Raw genomic sequence first — 19,621 nt, 5'->3', positions numbered from 1 at the left:
AGTTCCCTTTGTGGTTTCTTAGGCCTTGTATTTCGCCGCAAGATCCTTACACACTGCTGTGAGCGTATCGGTGATTTCATCTGTGAGCTTACCTTGCTTCAACAAATCGAGAACATCCCGATGTTTGGCATTCATAAACTCGATAAAATCACGCTCGAATTCCTTGATCTTTTCTACAGGCACATCGCGCAAAAGGTTCTTGGAGCCCGCATAAATAATAGCGACCTGGTCTTCAACCGTAAATGGGTCATTTTGCGCTTGTTTGAGGATCTCGACATTGCGGCGTCCCTTCTCGATAACATTCAGTGTGGCTGCATCCAGATCCGATCCGAATTTTGCAAAAGCTTCCAGTTCCCTGAACTGAGCCTGATCCAGCTTAAGTGTACCTGCTACTTTTTTCATGGACTTAATCTGGGCCGATCCTCCAACACGGGATACAGAGATGCCCACGTTAATAGCCGGCCGCACCCCCTGGTTAAAGAGATCCTGCTCCAGGAAAATCTGACCATCCGTAATGGAAATTACGTTGGTTGGAATATAGGCAGAAACGTCACCCGCCTGAGTCTCAATAATCGGAAGGGCCGTTAGGGACCCGCCTCCTTTTATTTTCCCTTTGAGGCTGTCCGGGAGATCATTCATTTTTTCTGCGATGCTTTGGTCATCAATCACCTTGGCAGCCCGCTCGAGCAGACGAGAGTGGAGGTAGAAAACATCTCCAGGATACGCTTCACGTCCCGGTGGGCGTCTTAGCAGCAGGGAAACCTCACGGTATGCCACAGCCTGCTTTGAAAGGTCATCATAGATAATTAAGGCAGGACGTCCGGTATCCCGGAAGTACTCCCCGATTGCCGCACCTGCAAAAGGCGCATATACCTGCATCGGGGCAGGGTCAGAGGCATTGGCGGCAACAATAGTAGTGTAGGCCAGGGCACCTTTATCCTCAAGCGTTTTTGCGATTCCCGCAACTGTTGAGGCTTTTTGTCCAATAGCTACATATATACAATAAACAGGTTCCCCTGCATCGTAAAATTCTTTCTGATTGATAATCGTATCAATACAAACTGTGGTTTTACCAGTCTGACGGTCTCCGATTACAAGTTCACGCTGACCCCTTCCGATAGGGATCATTGCATCAATCGCCTTTACCCCTGTCTGAAGGGGTTCATTTACGGGCTGACGGAAAATTACTCCGGGGGCTTTGCGCTCCAGGGGCATTTCGAAGAGCTCTCCGGTGATCTCGCCTTTGCCGTCAATCGGGGTTCCAAGACTGTCTACCACACGGCCGACGATGCCTTCTCCTACCTGAATGGAAGCAATTCGCTGCGTTCTTTTAACAGTTGCGCCCTCACCAATTTGACGGGATGGCCCCAGGAGGACAACCCCAACATTATCTTCTTCAAGGTTCAGAACGATTCCTTCCAGACCTCCTTCAAAGGCTACAAGTTCTCCATATTGGGCGTTGGAAAGGCCATAAACCCTGGCGATCCCATCTCCCACCTGCAGAACGGTACCCACCTCATCGAGGGTTGCCGTTGCTTCAAATCCTGATAACTCCTTCTTTAAGATTGCTGATACCTCAGCGGCTTTGATTCCTGCCATTTTAAATAGGTATAAATAGCGAATCACCATAAGGTGACCCGGTTAATAATTTTATGTGCTTAAAAGTTTTCGTTCTAATTTCTCAAGTTTCCCGGATACGCTGGCGTTATACTCCAGGTCACCTACCTTAAGAATAAATCCGCCGATCAGATCGGCATCAATTTCGTTCTCAAGGGTCACTTCCTTTCCGCTGATCTCCTCGAGTTTTTTCAAAATCTTTGCCTCCAAATCCTTATTCAGGGGGACTGCGGTAACGACCGTGGCAATTTCCTGCCCCTGCATCTGATCATAAAGGGTGATATACTGCTGAGCAACCTCTTTCAGAATGCCAATTCGCTTGTTGGATGCCAACAGGTTGAAAAGCTCAGAAGTCAACGGTTGCGAATTCTTAAACAGGGCCTTCAGCGCGCTGTTCTTGTCACTGCCGGTAAGGACCGGACTCCTCAGCACGTCTGTTAAGCTCTCATTTTGCTCGATGGTATCCAACACAAGCCGCATGTCCTTTTCCACCGCAGAGACGTTATTCTGCTCTATGGCGAGGTCCATGAGTGCCTTAGCGTACCGATATGCAGCCCGATGTTCACTCATCTTGTTATCGCAGTTTGATTTCTTCTACAAGTTGGTCCACCAGCTTCAATTGCTTATCCTTGTTCTGGAGCTGATCCTGCAGCACCTTTTCGGCAATCTCCACAGAAAGCGTGGCCACCTGGTTTTTGATATCCGCAATTGCAGCCTTCTTTTCACCTTCGATACTCAGTTGGGCCTGCTTGATAATTTTATCTCCTTCTTCCTGTGCCTGGGCTTTCGCATCAGCCACCATCTTTTCCTTGATCTCCCGAGCTTCCTTGATCATGGCTTCGCGCTCTGCGCGCGCCTCCTGTAACAGGCGTTCGTTATCTGCTGAGACATTTTGCATTTCTTTCTTTGCGTTTTCCGCAGCAGCAAGAGCATCCTTTATACCCTCCTCACGCTCAGAAACCGCACGTAATATGGGTTTCCAGGCAAATTTGCGGAGTAATAAAAGAAGCAGGACAAACAGGATAATCTGCCAAAAGAACAGCCCTATTGAAAATTCGTTAATTAATTTTTCCATGGTTTCCCGATGTTTTATGTTTTTCCATAAACCCTGGCAATCCATGCCAACCGCATGAATTGCCCGGGTATTCTAATGGCTTAGCCTGCAAAAATAGCAGCGAAACCGATTCCTTCGATAAGGGCAGCCGCGATCAACATCGCAGTCTGAATCTTACCATAGGCTTCAGGCTGGCGCGCAATGGCTTCCATTGCACGACCTCCAATCATTCCGATTCCGATACCGGCACCGATAACGGCAAGGCCTGCACCTATTACACTTGGAATTTCCATAAAACAAGTATTAAAAAATTAAACAATACAACTCAAAACACTAAAGGTGCTCTAAAACAGGCTCTTCATGATCGTGATCATGATCGTGCTCCTCAGCGGCAAAACCAAAGTAAAGCGCTGACAACATGGTGAATATATAAGCCTGCAAGAGCGCAACTAAAACTTCTATAAGCGATATGGCAAAGCTAAGGCCAAAGGACAACGGCCCTCCCACCCAACTTTTAAATATAAATATCAACCCGATCAGACTCATTAGCACAACATGTCCTGCAGTCATGTTTGCATACAGACGGATAAGAAGTGCAAACGGTTTGATAAAAATCCCCAGAACCTCAATCGGAACCAAAATAATATAAATGATCATTTTCCCATACCATGGCATCCCATCTCCGAGAGGATCAAAAATATGTTTCCAGTAATCTTTTGTCCCGGTAAAATTGGTCATTAAAAACACGATAAGGGCCAGGGCGGTGGTAACTGCAATATTACCGGTAACATTAACGCCCAGTGGAGTGAGCCCGAACATATTCAAAAACCAGATGAAGAAAAATACCGTCAATAAGAAAGGCATGTATCTCCCGTATTTTTTCTCCCCTATGTTTGGGATGGCAATATCGTCGCGTATATAAAGTACGATGGGCTCGAAAAATTTCGCCACTCCTGTCGGGACCCCGCCGCTTTTTTTATACTTCCTTGCCATGCTGGAAAAAATCCATAACAACAGAAGTCCTGTCACCATCATCATTACAACATTCTTGGTGATGGAAAGGTCAAGTGGCTTTGTATTGGTAGGATGGTCTTCGGCATCGTAAAGAATGGTTCCCTCCGCGTCCGTTTTGTAAATCTTACTGTGATAGAGCGCATAAAAATTGCCATCGACCTCGGCCACAGTTTCTCCGTGGTGGAGTTTTGAAGAAGAAAAAACTTTCAGGCCATTGTCCCAGAGGATCACAGGCAAAGGGAAGCCCCAATACACCATATTCCCCTGATCGTCAGTGTAGGATGCTAAAGAGAAGTCGTGTGAGTCCTGAAGGTGATGTTCAATGTATTCTTTGATTTCTGCCTTTGTGCCTTCGGGCCCCTTGGGTTCCCCGGAGGCCTCTTTGGCGAACAAAACCGGCCCTGAACAAAAGATAAAAACAACGACCAGGAAATTATTCACAAAGGTACTTCGCATAGCACTCGAATCTAAGGGTCTCTAAAAATCGGTGCAAATGTAAGGTATTCCTTGAAAAAGAAAAAAGCATTTACGCTTTATTTTATGCCCTCAGAAGCCCTGCTACCCGGGGTTTTCCTTTTCCAGATTTTTCAGAAGAACAGCGGCAAAATAGGTCTCCACGATAAGAGCGAGGAAGTAAGGCACAAAGAAGCTGGCGAACTCTCCCTGATCAATGGCCCCATCTGATTTGAATTCAGGATAGAAAAAAAGAAAGAACAGGAGGAACTTCAAAAAACTCCCGGCGATAAAAAGAAAGCCCAACTGTGTTTTCATCCGGTTGCGAAGACTATAAATAAGCACAACGATCCCGAAAGCCAAAACCAAATTGATCAGATAACTCCAGATCAGCATGTCCCCGTACGGGCTCAGTTCGCCGGCATTGCGTAATTGGGTATGAATGCCAAAAGAGATTGCCAGAACCAGAATCAAGAATAAAAGACAATTCCTCAGAAACCGGGTATTATTCATGGCGAATTAAGTCGTTTCAACTGCTTTAGAACCACCCAAAGCGAGATACCCACCCCGAGTATTGTACAAATTGCAGTAAAAAGCCTTTTTTCAGTTTGGTAGTGTTCGTCAAGCCAGATCCCTCCCTGTGCCGCTAAATAAATGATCACCCCCATTTCAATGGCAATTCCCGAGAGTTCTGCCGCGTGTCTGAGCGGTGATTTTTCTTTTTTTTCAGGGGGCTTTGGCACCTTGTGTTTCTTGTTTTGGGGCGGTTGTTGAAGCATCCTTAAAACCAGAAGGCCTTGAGGTGTTTCCGTTAAGGCCGTTCTTGCCTTTCATGCTACAGGATGCGTTGAAGGTGGCTCCGGGTTCAACGGACAATTTTGCGACAGTTACGGTACCTTCGATAACCGCTGTGCTTTTGAGGGAAAGCAAATCAGAAACCTGCAACTCTCCATTGAAATTTCCTTCAATATCGGCGTTGACGCATTCTACCTTACCGTGTATGTAGCCCCCTTTACCAATCACCACCTTGCCGGAAGTCTTCACATTTCCATCAAGTTTTCCGTCGATTCGAAAATCTGCTTCGGAAATGATGTCTCCTTTAATTCTGGTGTTTTTCTCAATACGATTGGGCTGCCCTCCTGATTCATTCATAGTTCTAGGTTTTTTGTTTTCAGCAAACATGGTTAATTACGATTTTGGGGTTTGTAAGTGATTGTGGTAATCGGCCAGGTTTTTGTGGACTTGTACCACTTTGTAATTGTCAGATAAAATTACAAAATTCTCGTTGGTGATTCTGTAATCCTTGTTGTTTTTAAGAAGTTCCGCGTAACCTATGGCGTAGGTTTCTGAAGGAAACCCATGGACCACGATGAATTCGGTATCCAGATTGTATATATCCCTGGACACGGTATAGGTATAACCGAGATCCTTCATCGATTCCTCGAGGCGTTTTTTGAGCTCGAGGGCCTCTTCGTGCTGGATTCGGCTAAAGGGAAATACCACCTTCCAATTCGAGGTGCCTTTTACGGTTGAGGCGTCGAAAAAATCCGTGCTTTCAAGTTTGGGTATCTGTTCTTCGACCAAAACCTGAGCTTTTTTCCCTTCAGGAGTGTTCGGGTAATTCAGGGCGATGTAGTTTAAGGCCTCCCGAAACTGCTGAAAACCTTGCAACCTTCCAATGGCATTGGCCTTCAGTAGCTCGAGCTTCGGAACTATTGGTTCTCCCGTAAACTGGTCTATGGCTTCCTCCGTGCCGGTGATCACCTCGAGATATTCCTGTGCCTTAAAGGCCTTAAAAAGAGCTGCATATCGCACCTCCTGGGTATTCTCGAGGTTGGCAAGAGAAACATTGGGGTTCGTTAGGATGGCTGCATACCGGGAATCCGGATGGTTCTCCACGATATCATGCATCATCGATTCCTGAAGCGGGCTTCCAACTTCCTGATAGATCTTGTATAGATTGTATTTCGATGGTAAAATCAGTCGCTCTTCCGGCTCGGAATTGAGTACTGCCTCCAGGCGGGCCGCGGCCAGCATGGGTTCCTTGAATTTTTCTTTGTAAATAAGGCCCAGCTGGTAATTGGCGAAGTTGCGTTCCTTTTGCAAACTATCGATCACCGCGGGATCCTCAGGAATGCGATCCGTATAATAGGCCAGGGAATACTTTTCGGAGTTCAGGGGCTCATCTTCTCTCCCTTCCGCCAGGGCATCCGCCTGATCTGTTTCTTCTGTGAGAATCCTCGACTTCGTACTCCAACGCCAATTATCCTCCAATTCCCGATTTCCCCACTGCATCCGGAATTCGTTTTTGCCATAGCCCAGACTGGTGATATTATAGAAGTAGAATTTGCCCTGATTCTCCTGCCCGCCTTCGCTCTTACTGAAAGCCTGAAAACCTGTCTGCGCCTTTTCCTGTTTTTTAAGGGCCTCTATCTCTTCTACAACTTTCAGGGAATCGATATAGGACTGGAAATAGATCTCGCGCTCGACAGATGACATGGCTGTGAGCGCCAGCACACTGTCGGCGTTTTGAACAACTGCCTCATATGCGATCACATCGTCCAGGTTTTCCCTTTTCTTAAAAACACTCCTGTACGTGCGGCTGTTCTCCGGGGTGTTCAGTAAAACACTGTCGTAGTATGCCCCTGCAGTTTTAAAACTATTTTCGTCGAAGTAATACTCGGCCAGATCCGTATAGTTTAAAGAATTGAGAAAGGGCTCATTCTCAGAGGCCCTGAGGGACCTGTTGTAATTATCCATAGCAGCTCCCTCTGCCCCGATTTTTTCGTAGTACTCCCCCAGAACGCGGTAAATCTTATCGAGATACGGCCTGTTCTCCCTGTTTTCTGCCAGATCTGTAAGGTACTCCCGAACTTCTTCGCTGTTCGTCTCATCGACCTCGAGATTCCTGACTTTCTGAAGCTGGGCGTTTACCAGGTAAACCCTTGGTATTCTCCTGTTCAGTTCAATGACCCTATCGAAAGCCATATCCGCACTATCGCGAAAGTCGAGGCGGTTAAAAAGTTGTCCCAAAATATAGTAATACCGTCCTTTTTCCTCAGGCTTCTTGGTATATGCAGCAGCTATTTTCATTTGTTGGGCAGCCGTATCCAAAGCTTTGAGGTTGATGTAAGCCTGTGCCGTAATTGCACGGGCATCTGCGTATTCCTGATCCGACAAAACATCGTATTTGAAAAGTGTCTTAAGATTTTTAAGCGCAAGCTCGTCATACCCGAGTCTCAGGTGTGTTTTCTCACGCCATATCCTCGCTTCACCCAACTTGTCGCTTCTTTCGTATTTTCGGAGCACATAGTTAAAGGCCTCCAGGGCGGGTATAAAGCGCTCATCGAAATAACGGGCCTTCCCTAGGAGCAAAAAGGCCTCATCTATTTGGGGATTGCGCTCTGTCCCACTGATCTCCATACTGTGTTTTTGTATGGCTTTGGTCGCCTTCTCTTCGGCCACTAAAAAGTTGGGGTTATTATCTTCTGAATCCAGACGGATTTCACCTGAAACCTGCATTCGTTCAACGGGGAGGATTTCCCAGTAATTATCGCGATATGTGCTGTTGAGACTTTCCCGCCCTTCTTCAAAAGACAGGCCCCCGTTATAGAGTACATTGTACCGGGTGTTCAGCGCGTGCCAGTTGCGGTTTACAAAGGCGTCTTTCTTAGTACTGCAGGCGCCTGTGAACAGGGCTATTCCTCCAATGGCGAGCAGAAAAAAATGTCGAAGCTTCAAAATTCCCGGATTCGTGTATGTAATCTTAACTACAAAACCGTTGTTTTAGTATGCCGGGGACCCCCAAATCGGGACTTTTGAAAAGAAATGCAAAGTCTTAATTCCACGCCCCTCTTCCCGAAACCAAAAGCGCTTTAAAATTTTTGCCTTTTCGGGCTTATCCGGCAAAGAAATCTTCCAATTCCTTCAGAGTCTCCGGTGAAGTCTGAATATCCCTTACTACGGCACCCTTATCCAATACGACAATCCGCTCACAAACCTCAGTAACATGGACGAGGTCATGACTGGAAATCAAGGCCGTAATTTCCCGGTTTTGGGTGAGCTCCTTTATGATGCCCTTGAGTCTGATCTGGGTGGTCGGATCCAGGTTTGCGAAGGGCTCATCCAGAATGATCACTTCCGGGTTCCCGATAAAGGTCGCGGTAATGCCCACTTTTTTCTGATTCCCTTTCGAGAGGTCCCGCAGGTATTTTTTCTGGTTGAGGATTTCACCGTGGAAAAAGTCCTCGAAACTATGCATCAAGGCGTCTACTTCTGCCCTTGACTGCCCGCGTAATTCTCCGATAAAATAGAAATACTCTTCCGGAGTAAGATAGCCGATCAAAAAGCTCTCATCGATAAACGCTGCTGTAAAAGGCTTCCAGGCCTCACTTTGCTGGACGAGGACCCCGTTGTTATCTATACCTCCTGTAGTGGGCTGAATCAAATCCAGCAAGAGGCTGAAAAATGTGGTTTTCCCGGCGCCATTATTCCCGACAAGGCCAAAACTCTCGCCTTTTGGAATGATGAGCTCAGGTAAATCCAGCACAGTCTGGGATCCATATTTTTTAGTAAGTTCTTTAGCTTGAATCATGGTAAAACAATTATTATGCGGCCTTTTCGCGATAGGCGGAAAGGGTTTTGTACTTCTCCTTTTTGTAGACTTTTTCGATTTGTTTAAAGGCCAAATCCTTAAAGGCAAAGCCAATAACTCCAGCCAGGGCCACCATAAGGTAACCGGCTGTTTGATTCCAAATGCGATCCCCTATCCAGAAAATCAACAGGGGAAGAATCAATTTCGGGATGGTCAGTAAAAGGGTTTTTCCGTTGAACGCCTGCTTATCTCCGAAGGCTTTCTTATTGGTTGTAAGGTCGATTGGAGTCTTAACATAGGCCCCTCCCCATAAGACCAGATAAGAGTTTACCCCTATGTTGTAGATTGCCCCGACCAATATGGCCAAATAGGTCTTCCAGCCGAAATAAAGATAAAAGACGGCCAAAAATGTGCTGATCAACGTGGCGATAATGATGAGGTACCATTTGGAACTCAGATACTCTTTATACCTGATGTTCTGACTCATCATCAACGGGTAATAGGAGCTGTCCCAGCTCGGGACATACTGCCCGAAAGTGAACAGGAAGCCCCCGGAAGTAAAAATCCCCGCAAACACATAGGCAATTGGAAATTTCTCATACGGACCGGTAAAGAAAATCAGTCCGTAGAACAAAAACAACAAACTGACGATCACCGTGGTCCTGGAGCGCTTATTACGCCGGATTAGCTTGATGTCATTTTTGAGGAATGTGCCTAAATTCCCAAACCGGTTTAACCAGACATAATCCTCAGTTTTTCCTTCTTGTTTCTTAAGTGCAAGGCCCGCATCGAGATACATATGCCTTCTGAAATATCGGAAAGAAGCCCATATAACCATAGCCAGAAGCATCCAGGAGATCAGAGCGGTCCAGGACAAATCGTAAAAAGCATCAAAAATCGGTGCTGTATAAGTGGTAACATCAAACCAGCCGTAATATTGAGAAATACCGAGAACGGCAAGTACGACCAGCAAAGGATAGAATACGCGATCCTGGTTATTTATAAGAATATTCAGAAAGTTATTGGTTAGGAACAGGGCCATAATCCCGAGGTGCCAGCTGATTACCTGTAAGGGCGTGTAATCCTTGGTAAGCAGGATTATCGAGAAGGGGATAAAGAAAAAAGCATGCGACCAGTTAAAAAACGACAGGACCGTCTTGCCCAGGGAATACGACACTACCGAATTCTTTTTTATGGGCAGGTACAACAAGGGACGGATATTGGTGACGGGCATTTTCTGGAGCATGTACCGCATGTAGAGATCCATGACCAGGTAGTAAATCAAAAATCGGTTTACCACTCGCAAGGGGTCGCCCAACCCTGCATTTTCAATAATGAAGTAAGCTCCTATCCCTAGTGATAGAAAAACCACTATGAAATAAATCACAACAAAAACCATCAGGATCTTGAATGCCAGATTGGTGGCAAACGAGGAGGACCTGAAAAACGATTTCCACTGAAGTTTGAAAAAGTGTTTGAACATGTGTGAATAATTATGCGCTAGCCATTAGTATGAAAGGCCCTGTTTTTGTTACAAACCCGTTAAAAGTATTGAAACCAAAGGTTTTCTTCGACTTGCTTTGCTTAATTTTGCAAAAAATTTTCTTAGATGGTTCAGTTTTATCCTCTTAAAGTTTCCGAAATCACCCCATTGACACCAAATTCGGTTGACATCAGCTTCCAAATACCCGAAGCCCTCAGAGAAACTTTTGAATTTGAGTCCGGCCAGTACATTACGGTTAAGCTCCCAGTTGGGGATTCCGAGATCCGAAGGGCTTATTCCATTTCATCGAAACCCGGGGGAAACACCATCACCATTGGGGTTAAAAAAGTTCCAGGAGGAACGTTTTCCGTATATGCCAATGACACGCTTAAAGAAGGTGATGTCCTGGAGGTAATGCCGCCGCAGGGACGGTTTGTATTTGAGTCCGCAGGGCCTGCACGCCATATTATGGCTTTCGCCGCCGGGAGTGGCATCACCCCGATTATGAGTATTATTCAGACTGCCCTGGAGTCAAATTCCGAAAACCATGTGGTGTTGGTTTATGGGAATCAAAGTAAGGGGGAGGCGATGTATTATGATGCGCTTCAAGCCCTTAGCAATCAATATAACGATCGGTTTAAAGTTTATTACACCTTTAGCAGAGCACAGGAAGAAGACTGCATGTTTGGCCGTATTGAAAAGAGTACTGTAAACTTTATTGCACGGAATAAGCACAAGTCCCTGAATGTTGAAAACTACTATCTGTGCGGCCCCTTTGAGATGATTGAAGCGGTAACTAACGCACTGACTGAAAATGGGGTTCCCAAGGATCAGATACACCATGAGCTTTTTACGGAGCCGGAAGGGGAATCTCAGAGCAGCCCGGAGGCTGATGGGATGACTCACCTGGAGGTGACACTGGACGATACGGTGCACAGCGTGGAAATGGATCGAAGCAGCATTGTGCTCGACGCGCTGATCAAAGCTAAACTCGATGCCCCTTACAGCTGTCAGGGAGGCGTTTGCAGCACTTGTATTGCCCGGGTAACCGAGGGAAAGGCTACTATGGTAAAAAACCAGATACTGACCGACAGCGAACTCGAGGAGGGTCTGATCCTTACCTGCCAGGCACACGCTGAAACGGCAATCTTAAAAATCGATTACGACGACGTCTGATATTCCTCATTTTCGAGGATTCTCATGGCGTGCTCATACCCAATGGTATAGGCATTAGTAATCCCCTTTTTATCCAGAACGCCAATTTTTTCCAGTTCAACAGGTTCAAAAACCAGGTCACATTGGCGGATTTTCCCTCTGTTGATCGCGTAAATCATCAAAGCTGTCGTTCGATTGGCAAGCTGTAAAGATGTGCGCAAGTTTTTGTTTGTCAACTCCTTTACAACGGATACGTTCGAACCGATGAGATACCGGGCCTTCCCAACCAGGGGTTCCAGGGGGAAATTATTCATAATGCCTCCGTCGGCGTAGAGGGTTGAATTTATTTCAACCGGGCTGAAAATAGGCGGAAGGGCGGCGGAAGCCAGCAGGGGCGGGATCAACTCGCCTTTGTTAAAAATCACTTCCCCTCCCTTAAGCAAGTCAGTCGCTACCACAAAAAGAGGCCTGTGTAACGATTCAAAGCTGTTTTCCGGCCAAAATTCCCTGAAAATGGCATGATAGCGCTCTGTATTGAGGAGGCCGGGCTTATTAATGCTGAAAAAATTATACTTGAATAGCGGGGTTTCACTGAAAAAGGAAAGCATTTCCTGGGTGTCCTTGCCCGAGGCATAAAGGGCTCCTACCAGAGCGCCTACACTCGTGCCAGCCACCCACTTTGGCATGATCCCATGCTCTTTAAGGGCCCTGAGCACACCGATGTGCGCCATGCCCCGTACTCCTCCTCCAGAAAGTACAATACCGGATTCCTCCGTATTTTGAATCTGCATACGTCCCATACAAGGTTTCAAAGATAAAGCAGCAGAGAAAAAGGACGCTATGTTTGTTTTACACAAATGTCATGCTTTCTGACCCCCGTAGCCTCTGTCGTCCGGTCTCTAAGAGTCCCTAAATGGGAAATTTCTGTTAAATTCCCTCAATAAGGGATGTGTCATTTTGTAAGGCGCGATTTTGCTTGTAATTTGATCATCTGAACTTTCTATTTTAACAAATTTGTCCATCCAATCCACAGCCATCCTGATTTTTGCCAGAAGTGCGCGCCTTGACGCAGCGTATAAAGGCCTTTATGGAAGTGAGCGCTTCCTTGATGAGCTGACCCGACAAACCCTTCTCAAGGCCCGCCGCACTGGCCTGCCTTGTTTTCATTTTGATGAGAATTCTCAGACCGGAAACACCTTTGGAGAACGCCTGGGAAATGCGATGAAGACCCTTTATGAAAAGGGGGCGGAACACCTTATCGTAATTGGGAATGACAGCCCGGACCTTTGCACAAAAACACTTCTTGATGCCGCCCATAAACTGTCCGAAGGGAATACCGTCCTCGGCCCATCGCCAGATGGAGGCACCTACCTTATTGGAATAAGCAGGCTCCAATTCAGATTAAAGGCCTTTGTTAAACTGCCCTGGCAGCAAAGCGACCTCTTGGAGAAGTTGATCCAATGGAATATCTCTTCCGGGGGCAAACCCGTAATTCTCGATTCCAAACTAGACCTGGATACTCTGACAGATTGCAGGAACTGGGTGGGCCTGCCGGGCATACTATACAATCGGCTTCAACGGCTACTCATTGGTTTCGCCGCTCTGGCATCAATTATCAGGTCTGTTGCGGACACCCGTGTTTTCAGCATTGGCTACGCAACCCCCTTTAATAAGGGGTCCCCTTTCTAACAATCGCTTTTTTTTCGGAAGAAAAGGGTCCTGTTTGGTCCCTGCCCCATTGAGGTAACTCAAAGGGAATTCGCATTCAATTCATATTCTATATTAATTCATATATCCAATGGCATCAGATTATTACAACCCTGCCGACTTGCGAAAGTTTGGCAAAATAACAGAGTGGAGTAAAGAGCTTGGTGAAGCGTTTTTTGATTATTACGGCAAAGTCTTTGAGGAAGGGGCCCTGAGTGCCCGTGAAAAATCTCTGATTGCCCTGGCCGTATCCCATGTTGTGAAGTGTCCTTACTGCATCGATGCTTATACCAAAGATGGTCTTGAGCGGGGCATCACCAAAGAAGAAATGATGGAAGCCGTCCACGCTGGTGCAGCTATTGAAAGCGGGGCCACGCTCGTCCACGGGGTGCAAATGATGAATAAATACAACAAGCTTTCAATGTAAGCCGCAAGCTTGCAGGAATCCTAATATTATACCCTTTTAAGATGGCTACAAAATCCTTAAAGGCCAGGGAAAAAGAACTGGCAAACACCAATAAACAGTTAGAAATCTTAAGCGGACCCCTGTTTGAGTCAGGAGAACTCCCCTTTTTCAGGGATCGTTTAGAATCTTCTGGTTTTGAGGCGCTACGCCCGGGCACGCTGGAAATTCTTCAAATCAATCTGGGATATATGTGCAATCAGGTATGTGAGCACTGTCATGTTGATGCAGGACCGGATCGTAAAGAAATAATGACCCGGGAAACGATGCGGCAATGCCTTGAGGTCATCCGAACAACCGGAGCCCACACCCTCGACCTTACCGGAGGAGCCCCGGAGATGAACCCGGATTTTCGATGGTTTGTGGAACAAGCCTCAGAAGCCGGTATCCAGGATTTTATCGTCCGCTCGAATCTTACCATTATCCGGGCCAATAAGAAATACCATGATTTACCCGAATTCTTTGCAAAACACGGGGTACATGTCGTTTCTTCCTTACCCCATTATACTCGTGGGAAAACGGATAAACAACGGGGGGACGGGGTTTTTGACAAATCCATAAAAGCGCTTCAGGAATTAAACCGTGTCGGATATGGTACAGAGGGGAGCCCCTTAAAACTCGATTTGGTATACAACCCCTCAGGAGCCTTCCTGCCCGGGGACCAGAATGCGCTTGAACAGGATTTTAAAAACGCCCTTAAGGAAGACTTTGGGATCGCGTTTCATAATTTATTTACCATTACAAACCTGCCCATCGCCAGATTCCTGGATTATCTGATCGCTTCAGAAAATTATGAAGATTATATGACGGCTCTGGTAGATGCTTACAACCCCGAAGCTGTAAAAAACGTGATGTGTACCAATACGATTTCTGTCAGCTGGGATGGTTGGCTCTACGACTGCGATTTCAATCAAATGCTGGGATTAAAAGTCGCCAATAAGGTGCAGCACATTGCAGATTTTCAGGAAAACATACTCAACAATCGCGAAATAGTGATCTCGCAACATTGTTACGGATGTACTGCCGGGGCAGGGAGCAGCTGTCAGGGTGTGGTAACCTGATTTTCCCCCAAAAAGACACTATTTAAGGGAAATCCAGGCCGGCACCCTGCAGTTCACCGACCGACCGACAGGTCTGTCTCCCCCTACAAATTGGGATTACTCCATCACTATTGTGCATTTCATCGGTATTTTTGGTATTTCATCGTCAAATTTACCGCTTGGTCGACGGTTGGGGGTTATCGTAAAGAGACCGGAGAGTCTGTTTTACCTAAAACCCGAATTCATGGAAAAGAACCTGAAAAGTAGAGCTACCATCAATAGAATGCAGCAAAAAGGCCTTGAGTTGTTTTATCAAAAAGGCTATTACACTACCAGCCTTGACGATATTCTAAAAGCTTTACAACTGTCGAAGGGCGCCTTCTACTACCACTTCCAGTCAAAGGAGGATTTTATGGTTAGTATCGTTCAGCATTTGCTTTTCAGGAAGGTCTACAGTATGCTTATTGAGCCCATCGAGGGGAAAGAAGATCCCTTTCGCAATATTGAAACGTGTTTGGAAAATGCCCTTGAAATTGCAGAACACAACCCTATGGATTTTGGTTTTGTGCTCGGCAACTTCATGAATGAGTTTAATGGGAAGAATGAAAATGTTTCACGCTATCTCAACGACATATGCAAGGCATGGGAAGTCAGCCTGGTTACTGCCCTGCAAAAGGGGAAATCCGACGGTTATCTCGAACGTCATCACGACAGTGAGGGAATAGCCACATTTGTAATATCCTCGTATTTCGGCGTTCGATCCCTGATGGTTGGCGGAAACCCCAGAATGCTGCGGTACCAGTACATGCAACAGCTCAGGTGTTACTTTAAGAGCATGGCTCTAAAATCTACTTTTTAGGCCTTCCCAGCTTTAGAATTTCCGAAATCCGCTTAAAAACGCGCGTAGGCGGAATGGAATCCATCACTTCATCATAGCCCTTAGGTTGTTTATTCCCATAGACCGATGTGGGAATCGCAGGAAATTTTTCCCTGTCGGCAAGCATAGAATTTTCCGCTGGCTGCCCAAAAGGTGAAAAACCGGCATATGGGTGGGTCACTCCCCAAAGGGTAATTACGGGAAGTCCATACATGGCTGCGAGATGCCCATTCCCACTATCCATTGACACCATCAGCCTAAGGTTCGAAATAAGTGCGAGTTCGTCGGATAAGGATGCCTTTCCTGCAACAGAAACGCAATGAGAATACTCCTTTTCCCATGTGCTTAAAATGTTCGACTCCCGCTTTCCTCCTCCAAAGAGGTAAACTCTAACCTGAGGCAGACCCCCTAATAAGGCCAGAAGGTCTTTTACTTGTTCCTCCGGATAACACTTCCCCTGATGGGCGGCAAAAGGAGCAAAACCAATATTAATGGACTCCTTTTCGAGTCTGTAATCTTCGAAGGATTCTGGCCAGGCCTCGCGTTTAAGAATATCTTCCGGCCCGGGATCGGCTTTAAAACCAAGGCTTCTGAAAACATCGGCATAACGGTCATGCGTGCTCCTGAGCGGAACAAAAACTTTATGATCCCATGCGGTAAGCTGCCGTTTTTCCTTTCTCCCTTTATCCAGTCGAACAAAAGGAATTCCGGATCCAGCGAAGAGGATTTTGAGAATACGGGTCCTCAATACTGAATGTAAGTCTGCAATACTATTGAAGGGTTTCTGTTTTAGCTCCGCCCGTAAACGCCGCAAACCTGTCAGGCCCTTATGGGTGCCATTCGCATCAAATGAATGTACTTCAAGGTTGGGCACCCGCTGAAGTATGGGCTTGAAATGTGATTTTGTGACGAATAGAAAGCTCACCCCGGGATTGGAACGGGCTACAGAAAGCAATACGGGAACAGTCATCGCCACGTCCCCCAATGCCGAAAGGCGAAATACCAGAATACGCCTGCTGCTACTTCCTCCCACGCAATACGGGGTTTAACTCCTCATCGTTGTACATTTTCATCTGTTTGTAGACCTTCATGTACTTCTTTCCGTTTGCTATGTCTTCCAGCAACTGGTCAATGGCTATCGACAGGTCCTTGCGTTGCTCGAGGAGTATTTTGAGTTTATGCTGACAGGCCACCTGATGATCCTCGCTGGCATCACTTCTTTCGGCTTCTTCCCGCATGTGGTAAATCTTAAGGGCGAGAATTGATAACCGGTCCAGTGCCCAGGCCGGGCTCTCTGTATTGATTTGTGCACCTTCTGAAATGGAGACCGTTTTGTACTTGTCCAGGAAATAGCTGTCGATGTACTCCACAAGATCGGTTCGCTCCTGATTGCTGGCATCGATTTTTCGCTTTAGGACAAGGGCTTCCTTCGGGTCGATACCGGGGTCGCGGATCAGGTCTTCAAAGTGCCACTGAACGGTATCGATCCAGTTTTTCTTATACAACAAATGAGCGACATCATTAACGGGATACGGATTTTCAAATGGTTGATCTACGCGATCCTGAATATGATACTTGTCGATGCTTTCTTCGAAAATTCCAAGGGCGAAATTGCTGAACATATTGTGGACTTTAAAACAAATATACCGCTTATTTCCCTACCCATTCAAGGAAGAAAATAAGGATGGAAAAGACTGTTGCACTATACAGGATGATCTCCTTTAGGAACACTCTGCGGATAGATTCCACGTACCGTGCAACGAATACGGCGGAGGCGAAGAATGCAAAGGATATCGTGCTTATCAATCGCTCCCCGGTCAAAAAAGCAACCAGGACTGTCAGAATCCAAACAACAACCAGGAGCCTGAGTTGGATAAGCCGGCCCTGTCCGGACTTTCCCTGTTTTACAAAGGCAATAATTCCGGCTACAGTTACCAGGATCAAAAACCCCGCAATCTTAATCAATGAAAAAGCAGGTAAATTTTTAATGCCAAAATATTCCATTGAAAATGAAAAATGGTCGAAGAGAAATTCAGAATCTCCGAGAAGGTAAAACAGGGACCAGGAGATCAATCCTACCGTAATCCCGGCAGCAATAGGGATTAGCCAGAAATTAACTTTTTTGGGTGTATAGTAATAAATATATATCCAAACCAGTAGAATAAATATAAGCGTCCAGTTTACAAAAAGGCTGGATGCAAAGATCCATAGGGCTCCATCAAATATTTTCTCTTTTAAATTTTTCATCGACTTCATGCTGATAAGCCTGCGCTGAGCCAGCAAAAGGAAAAAAGCAGCAATGATAACCATAGGATCCCTAAGGGCATCCTGAAAGAGAATGACGAATTGTGCGTACAAAAGCATGGCATAGGAATCCGCAGCTGTAAGCTGGTTCCTCTGAACGATAAAGTTGACCAGAAACAGGGACAGCAAAAGACAGGACAAACTCCCGATCATCCAGAAAAAGCCAAACGAAGAGACGTTCGTATCCTTCCATTGAAGTTGGGCCAGGGAGAAAAAGACAAAAACTACTGATAAAACCAGGATGTAATTTACAGGCCTTGTTTTACCGAAAAGACTTGAAATCATCGATGGTTTTCGTAAATTCGCAAGGTAAATATAGCCAGAATGAAAGCTTTTTTTGAGGGGATAGAAAATTTATTTGTTAACGGGCTCTTTGCTCCGTTTGATTTTTTCAGAGAAATGCAGAATTGGTGGACCGCCAATTCCGTGAACTGGATCTTCGCGATCATTGGATTTATTGCGCTGATTTATTGGCTCAGACAGATCAGAATATTTGATGCGCAAGGGGAAGAAGACCACACCGTCACTGCCCATTCCTATCTCTGATTTTCAGTCTTTAGCCCGATGGGGTTTAAAGATCAAATCCTAAATCTTTGCGATAATAGGCTTGCTCAAATGTAATTTGAGACGCCTGCCCATACGCCTTTCGGAGCGCTTCTTTAAAGTCCGTTCCAAGGGCTGTAACTGCCAGGACCCTCCCTCCATTGGTCACGGTTGTGCCGTCTGAAGACCTGGCAGTTCCAGCGTGAAAAACCGTTGCGCCTTTTATTGTATCCAGGCCATGAATCGGATAACCCTTCGAATAGGATTCCGGATATCCTCCGGAAACCAACATAACCGTAACCGCTGCCTCGGGAAGCACCTCAAGATTCATGTTGCCCAGCGTTCCTTTTGCAGTAGCGGATAGGAGTTCTGCCAAATCTGTTTTGATCCGCGGGATTACAACTTCCGTCTCAGGGTCGCCCATCCGAACATTATATTCGATCACAAAGGGATCGTCTCCCACTTTGATCAAGCCTATAAAAATAAATCCTGTATACGGGATACCTTCCGATTTCAGACCCTCTACAGTCGGTTTTATTATTCGGGATTCAACCTTATCCATAAATGTTTTGTCCGCAAATGCGACAGGGGATATAGCTCCCATCCCGCCAGTATTCAGGCCTGTATCCCCCTCTCCAATACGCTTGTAATCTTTTGCGGTAGGAAGTATTTTATACGTGCTCCCATCAGTAAGCACAAAACAGCTCAACTCAATACCTGAAAGGAATTCTTCAATGACAACACGGTTTCCCGCTTCCCCAAACTTTCCTCCGACAAGCATTTCTTTTAATGCAGATTTTGCGGCTTCAATATCACTGAGGATCAGAACGCCCTTCCCCCCGGCAAGACCATCTGCTTTTAATACATAAGGAGGGGTGAGTTCTTCCAAAAAGCGATAAGCCTCATGTAGATCATTCGGACCAAAACTCCGGTAGGCAGCTGTGGGTATTTCATATCGCTCCATAAATTTCTTGGCAAATTCCTTGCTGCCCTCAAGCTGGGCGCCCGCTTTGGAGGGTCCGATTAATGGAACCTGAGACAAGGAATCACTACTCTTAAAATAATCCTGAATGCCCATTACCAAAGGAACTTCAGGACCCACAAGAACCAGGTCTATCTCTTTCGAAAGCACGGCTTCACCAATCGCCTCAAAATCCGTAACCGAAAGATCGAGGTTGTGGACAAAATCAGCTGTACCTGCATTTCCCGGTGCGACATAGAGCATATTGACACGGTCGCTTTGGTGTAACTTCCAGGCGAGGGCATGTTCACGTCCTCCAGACCCCAGTACCAGAATATTCATAGGATGGATTTTCG

Annotated in this window: 22 protein-coding genes; 6 read left to right on the top strand and 16 right to left on the bottom strand. The window is 46.1% G+C overall.

The features are described 5' to 3' along the window. Positions 1 to 18 precede the first annotated feature (18 nt). The 11 genes from atpA to QU605_RS00450 form a co-directional block, all read right to left on the bottom strand. Positions 19 to 1,599 carry a F0F1 ATP synthase subunit alpha gene (atpA, locus tag QU605_RS00500; RefSeq protein ID WP_289723297.1) on the bottom strand — a complete coding sequence of 527 codons (1,581 nt, stop codon included), beginning with the start codon at positions 1,597 to 1,599 and terminating at the stop codon, positions 19 to 21. Between the two features lie 51 nt (positions 1,600 to 1,650). Further along, positions 1,651 to 2,187 (bottom strand): ATP synthase F1 subunit delta, encoded by a 537-nt coding sequence (gene atpH, locus QU605_RS00495; RefSeq protein ID WP_289723296.1) that lies wholly within the window; start codon positions 2,185 to 2,187, stop codon positions 1,651 to 1,653. Positions 2,188 to 2,191: 4 nt separating this feature from the next. Next, entirely contained in the window at positions 2,192 to 2,692 is a 501-nt protein-coding gene (locus QU605_RS00490) for a F0F1 ATP synthase subunit B (protein WP_289723295.1), read from the bottom strand. Positions 2,693 to 2,772: 80 nt separating this feature from the next. Then, entirely contained in the window at positions 2,773 to 2,964 is a 192-nt protein-coding gene (atpE, locus tag QU605_RS00485; protein ID WP_092981331.1) for an ATP synthase F0 subunit C, read from the bottom strand. A 40-nt stretch (positions 2,965 to 3,004) separates the two neighbouring features. Further along, entirely contained in the window at positions 3,005 to 4,141 is a 1,137-nt protein-coding gene (gene atpB / locus QU605_RS00480) for a F0F1 ATP synthase subunit A (RefSeq protein WP_289723294.1), read from the bottom strand. A gap of 102 nt (positions 4,142 to 4,243) precedes the next feature. Continuing rightward, positions 4,244 to 4,651 carry a DUF6168 family protein gene (locus QU605_RS00475; RefSeq protein ID WP_289723293.1) on the bottom strand — a complete coding sequence of 136 codons (408 nt, stop codon included), beginning with the start codon at positions 4,649 to 4,651 and terminating at the stop codon, positions 4,244 to 4,246. Then, the gene (locus QU605_RS00470; RefSeq protein WP_289723292.1) at positions 4,648 to 4,917 is read right to left on the bottom strand and encodes an AtpZ/AtpI family protein; all 270 of its coding nucleotides are present in this window, start codon (positions 4,915 to 4,917) and stop codon (positions 4,648 to 4,650) included. The genes QU605_RS00475 and QU605_RS00470 overlap by 4 nt, the downstream gene beginning before the upstream one ends. Further along, complete coding sequence (locus tag QU605_RS00465) at positions 4,865 to 5,320, bottom strand: bactofilin family protein (RefSeq protein ID WP_289723291.1); 456 nt, start codon at positions 5,318 to 5,320, stop codon at positions 4,865 to 4,867. Before QU605_RS00465 ends, QU605_RS00470 begins: the two co-directional genes overlap by 53 nt. Positions 5,321 to 5,326: 6 nt before the next feature. Next, entirely contained in the window at positions 5,327 to 7,879 is a 2,553-nt protein-coding gene (gene porW, locus QU605_RS00460) for a type IX secretion system periplasmic lipoprotein PorW/SprE (RefSeq protein ID WP_289723290.1), read from the bottom strand. Between the two features lie 157 nt (positions 7,880 to 8,036). Then, entirely contained in the window at positions 8,037 to 8,732 is a 696-nt protein-coding gene (locus QU605_RS00455) for an ABC transporter ATP-binding protein (protein WP_289723289.1), read from the bottom strand. A 13-nt stretch (positions 8,733 to 8,745) separates the two neighbouring features. Continuing rightward, positions 8,746 to 10,215, bottom strand: a complete 1,470-nt coding sequence (locus QU605_RS00450) for a DUF5687 family protein (protein ID WP_289723288.1) — start codon at positions 10,213 to 10,215, stop codon at positions 8,746 to 8,748. A 126-nt stretch (positions 10,216 to 10,341) separates the two neighbouring features. Here QU605_RS00450 and QU605_RS00445 point away from each other — a divergent pair, with 126 nt between their 5' ends. Then, on the top strand, positions 10,342 to 11,391 hold the full coding sequence (locus QU605_RS00445) for a ferredoxin--NADP reductase (RefSeq protein ID WP_289723287.1): 1,050 nt from the start codon (positions 10,342 to 10,344) through the stop codon (positions 11,389 to 11,391). On the opposite strand, the gene QU605_RS00440 is transcribed toward QU605_RS00445, so the two are convergent. Next, positions 11,376 to 12,161, bottom strand: a complete 786-nt coding sequence (locus QU605_RS00440) for a patatin-like phospholipase family protein (protein WP_289723286.1) — start codon at positions 12,159 to 12,161, stop codon at positions 11,376 to 11,378. The two genes, QU605_RS00445 and QU605_RS00440, sit on opposite strands and share 16 nt — an antisense overlap. Positions 12,162 to 12,384: 223 nt before the next feature. Here QU605_RS00440 and QU605_RS00435 point away from each other — a divergent pair, with 223 nt between their 5' ends. The 4 genes from QU605_RS00435 (at position 12,385) to QU605_RS00420 (ending at position 15,439) form a co-directional block, all read left to right on the top strand. Then, entirely contained in the window at positions 12,385 to 13,059 is a 675-nt protein-coding gene (locus QU605_RS00435) for a TIGR04282 family arsenosugar biosynthesis glycosyltransferase (RefSeq protein WP_289723285.1), read from the top strand. 109 nt (positions 13,060 to 13,168) lie between these two features. Beyond that, on the top strand, positions 13,169 to 13,504 hold the full coding sequence (locus tag QU605_RS00430) for an arsenosugar biosynthesis-associated peroxidase-like protein (RefSeq protein WP_289723284.1): 336 nt from the start codon (positions 13,169 to 13,171) through the stop codon (positions 13,502 to 13,504). Between the two features lie 41 nt (positions 13,505 to 13,545). Next, on the top strand, positions 13,546 to 14,601 hold the full coding sequence (gene arsS / locus QU605_RS00425) for an arsenosugar biosynthesis radical SAM (seleno)protein ArsS (protein ID WP_289723283.1): 1,056 nt from the start codon (positions 13,546 to 13,548) through the stop codon (positions 14,599 to 14,601). Between the two features lie 223 nt (positions 14,602 to 14,824). Continuing rightward, entirely contained in the window at positions 14,825 to 15,439 is a 615-nt protein-coding gene (locus tag QU605_RS00420; protein WP_289723282.1) for a TetR/AcrR family transcriptional regulator, read from the top strand. Here the strand turns inward: QU605_RS00420 and QU605_RS00415 are convergent. From QU605_RS00415 to QU605_RS00405, 3 genes are read right to left on the bottom strand one after another with little or no spacing between them, the layout of a single operon-like run. Beyond that, positions 15,429 to 16,490 (bottom strand): glycosyltransferase family 9 protein, encoded by a 1,062-nt coding sequence (locus QU605_RS00415; protein WP_289723281.1) that lies wholly within the window; start codon positions 16,488 to 16,490, stop codon positions 15,429 to 15,431. The genes QU605_RS00420 and QU605_RS00415 overlap by 11 nt on opposite strands. Continuing rightward, positions 16,477 to 17,079: a DUF4254 domain-containing protein gene (locus tag QU605_RS00410; RefSeq protein ID WP_289723280.1), complete on the bottom strand. Its 603-nt coding sequence runs from the start codon at positions 17,077 to 17,079 to the stop codon at positions 16,477 to 16,479. Before QU605_RS00410 ends, QU605_RS00415 begins: the two co-directional genes overlap by 14 nt. Positions 17,080 to 17,107: 28 nt before the next feature. Beyond that, positions 17,108 to 18,046 carry a DUF6427 family protein gene (locus tag QU605_RS00405; RefSeq protein WP_289723279.1) on the bottom strand — a complete coding sequence of 313 codons (939 nt, stop codon included), beginning with the start codon at positions 18,044 to 18,046 and terminating at the stop codon, positions 17,108 to 17,110. A 39-nt stretch (positions 18,047 to 18,085) separates the two neighbouring features. Here QU605_RS00405 and QU605_RS00400 point away from each other — a divergent pair, with 39 nt between their 5' ends. Then, positions 18,086 to 18,307, top strand: coding sequence for a DUF6341 family protein (locus QU605_RS00400; RefSeq protein WP_289723278.1), 222 nt, complete (start codon positions 18,086 to 18,088; stop codon positions 18,305 to 18,307). A gap of 25 nt (positions 18,308 to 18,332) precedes the next feature. Here QU605_RS00400 and purD read toward each other — a convergent pair whose 3' ends face one another. Beyond that, positions 18,333 to 19,607 (bottom strand): phosphoribosylamine--glycine ligase, encoded by a 1,275-nt coding sequence (gene purD, locus QU605_RS00395; RefSeq protein WP_289723277.1) that lies wholly within the window; start codon positions 19,605 to 19,607, stop codon positions 18,333 to 18,335. Between the last annotated feature and the right edge of the window lie 14 nt (positions 19,608 to 19,621).

The organism is Robiginitalea aurantiaca (assembly GCF_030380815.1).
Taxonomy (GTDB): Bacteria; Bacteroidota; Bacteroidia; order Flavobacteriales; family Flavobacteriaceae; genus Robiginitalea; species Robiginitalea aurantiaca.
Note: the sequence above shows the minus strand (reverse complement) of the source record. Positions and strands in the feature narration are given on the sequence as shown.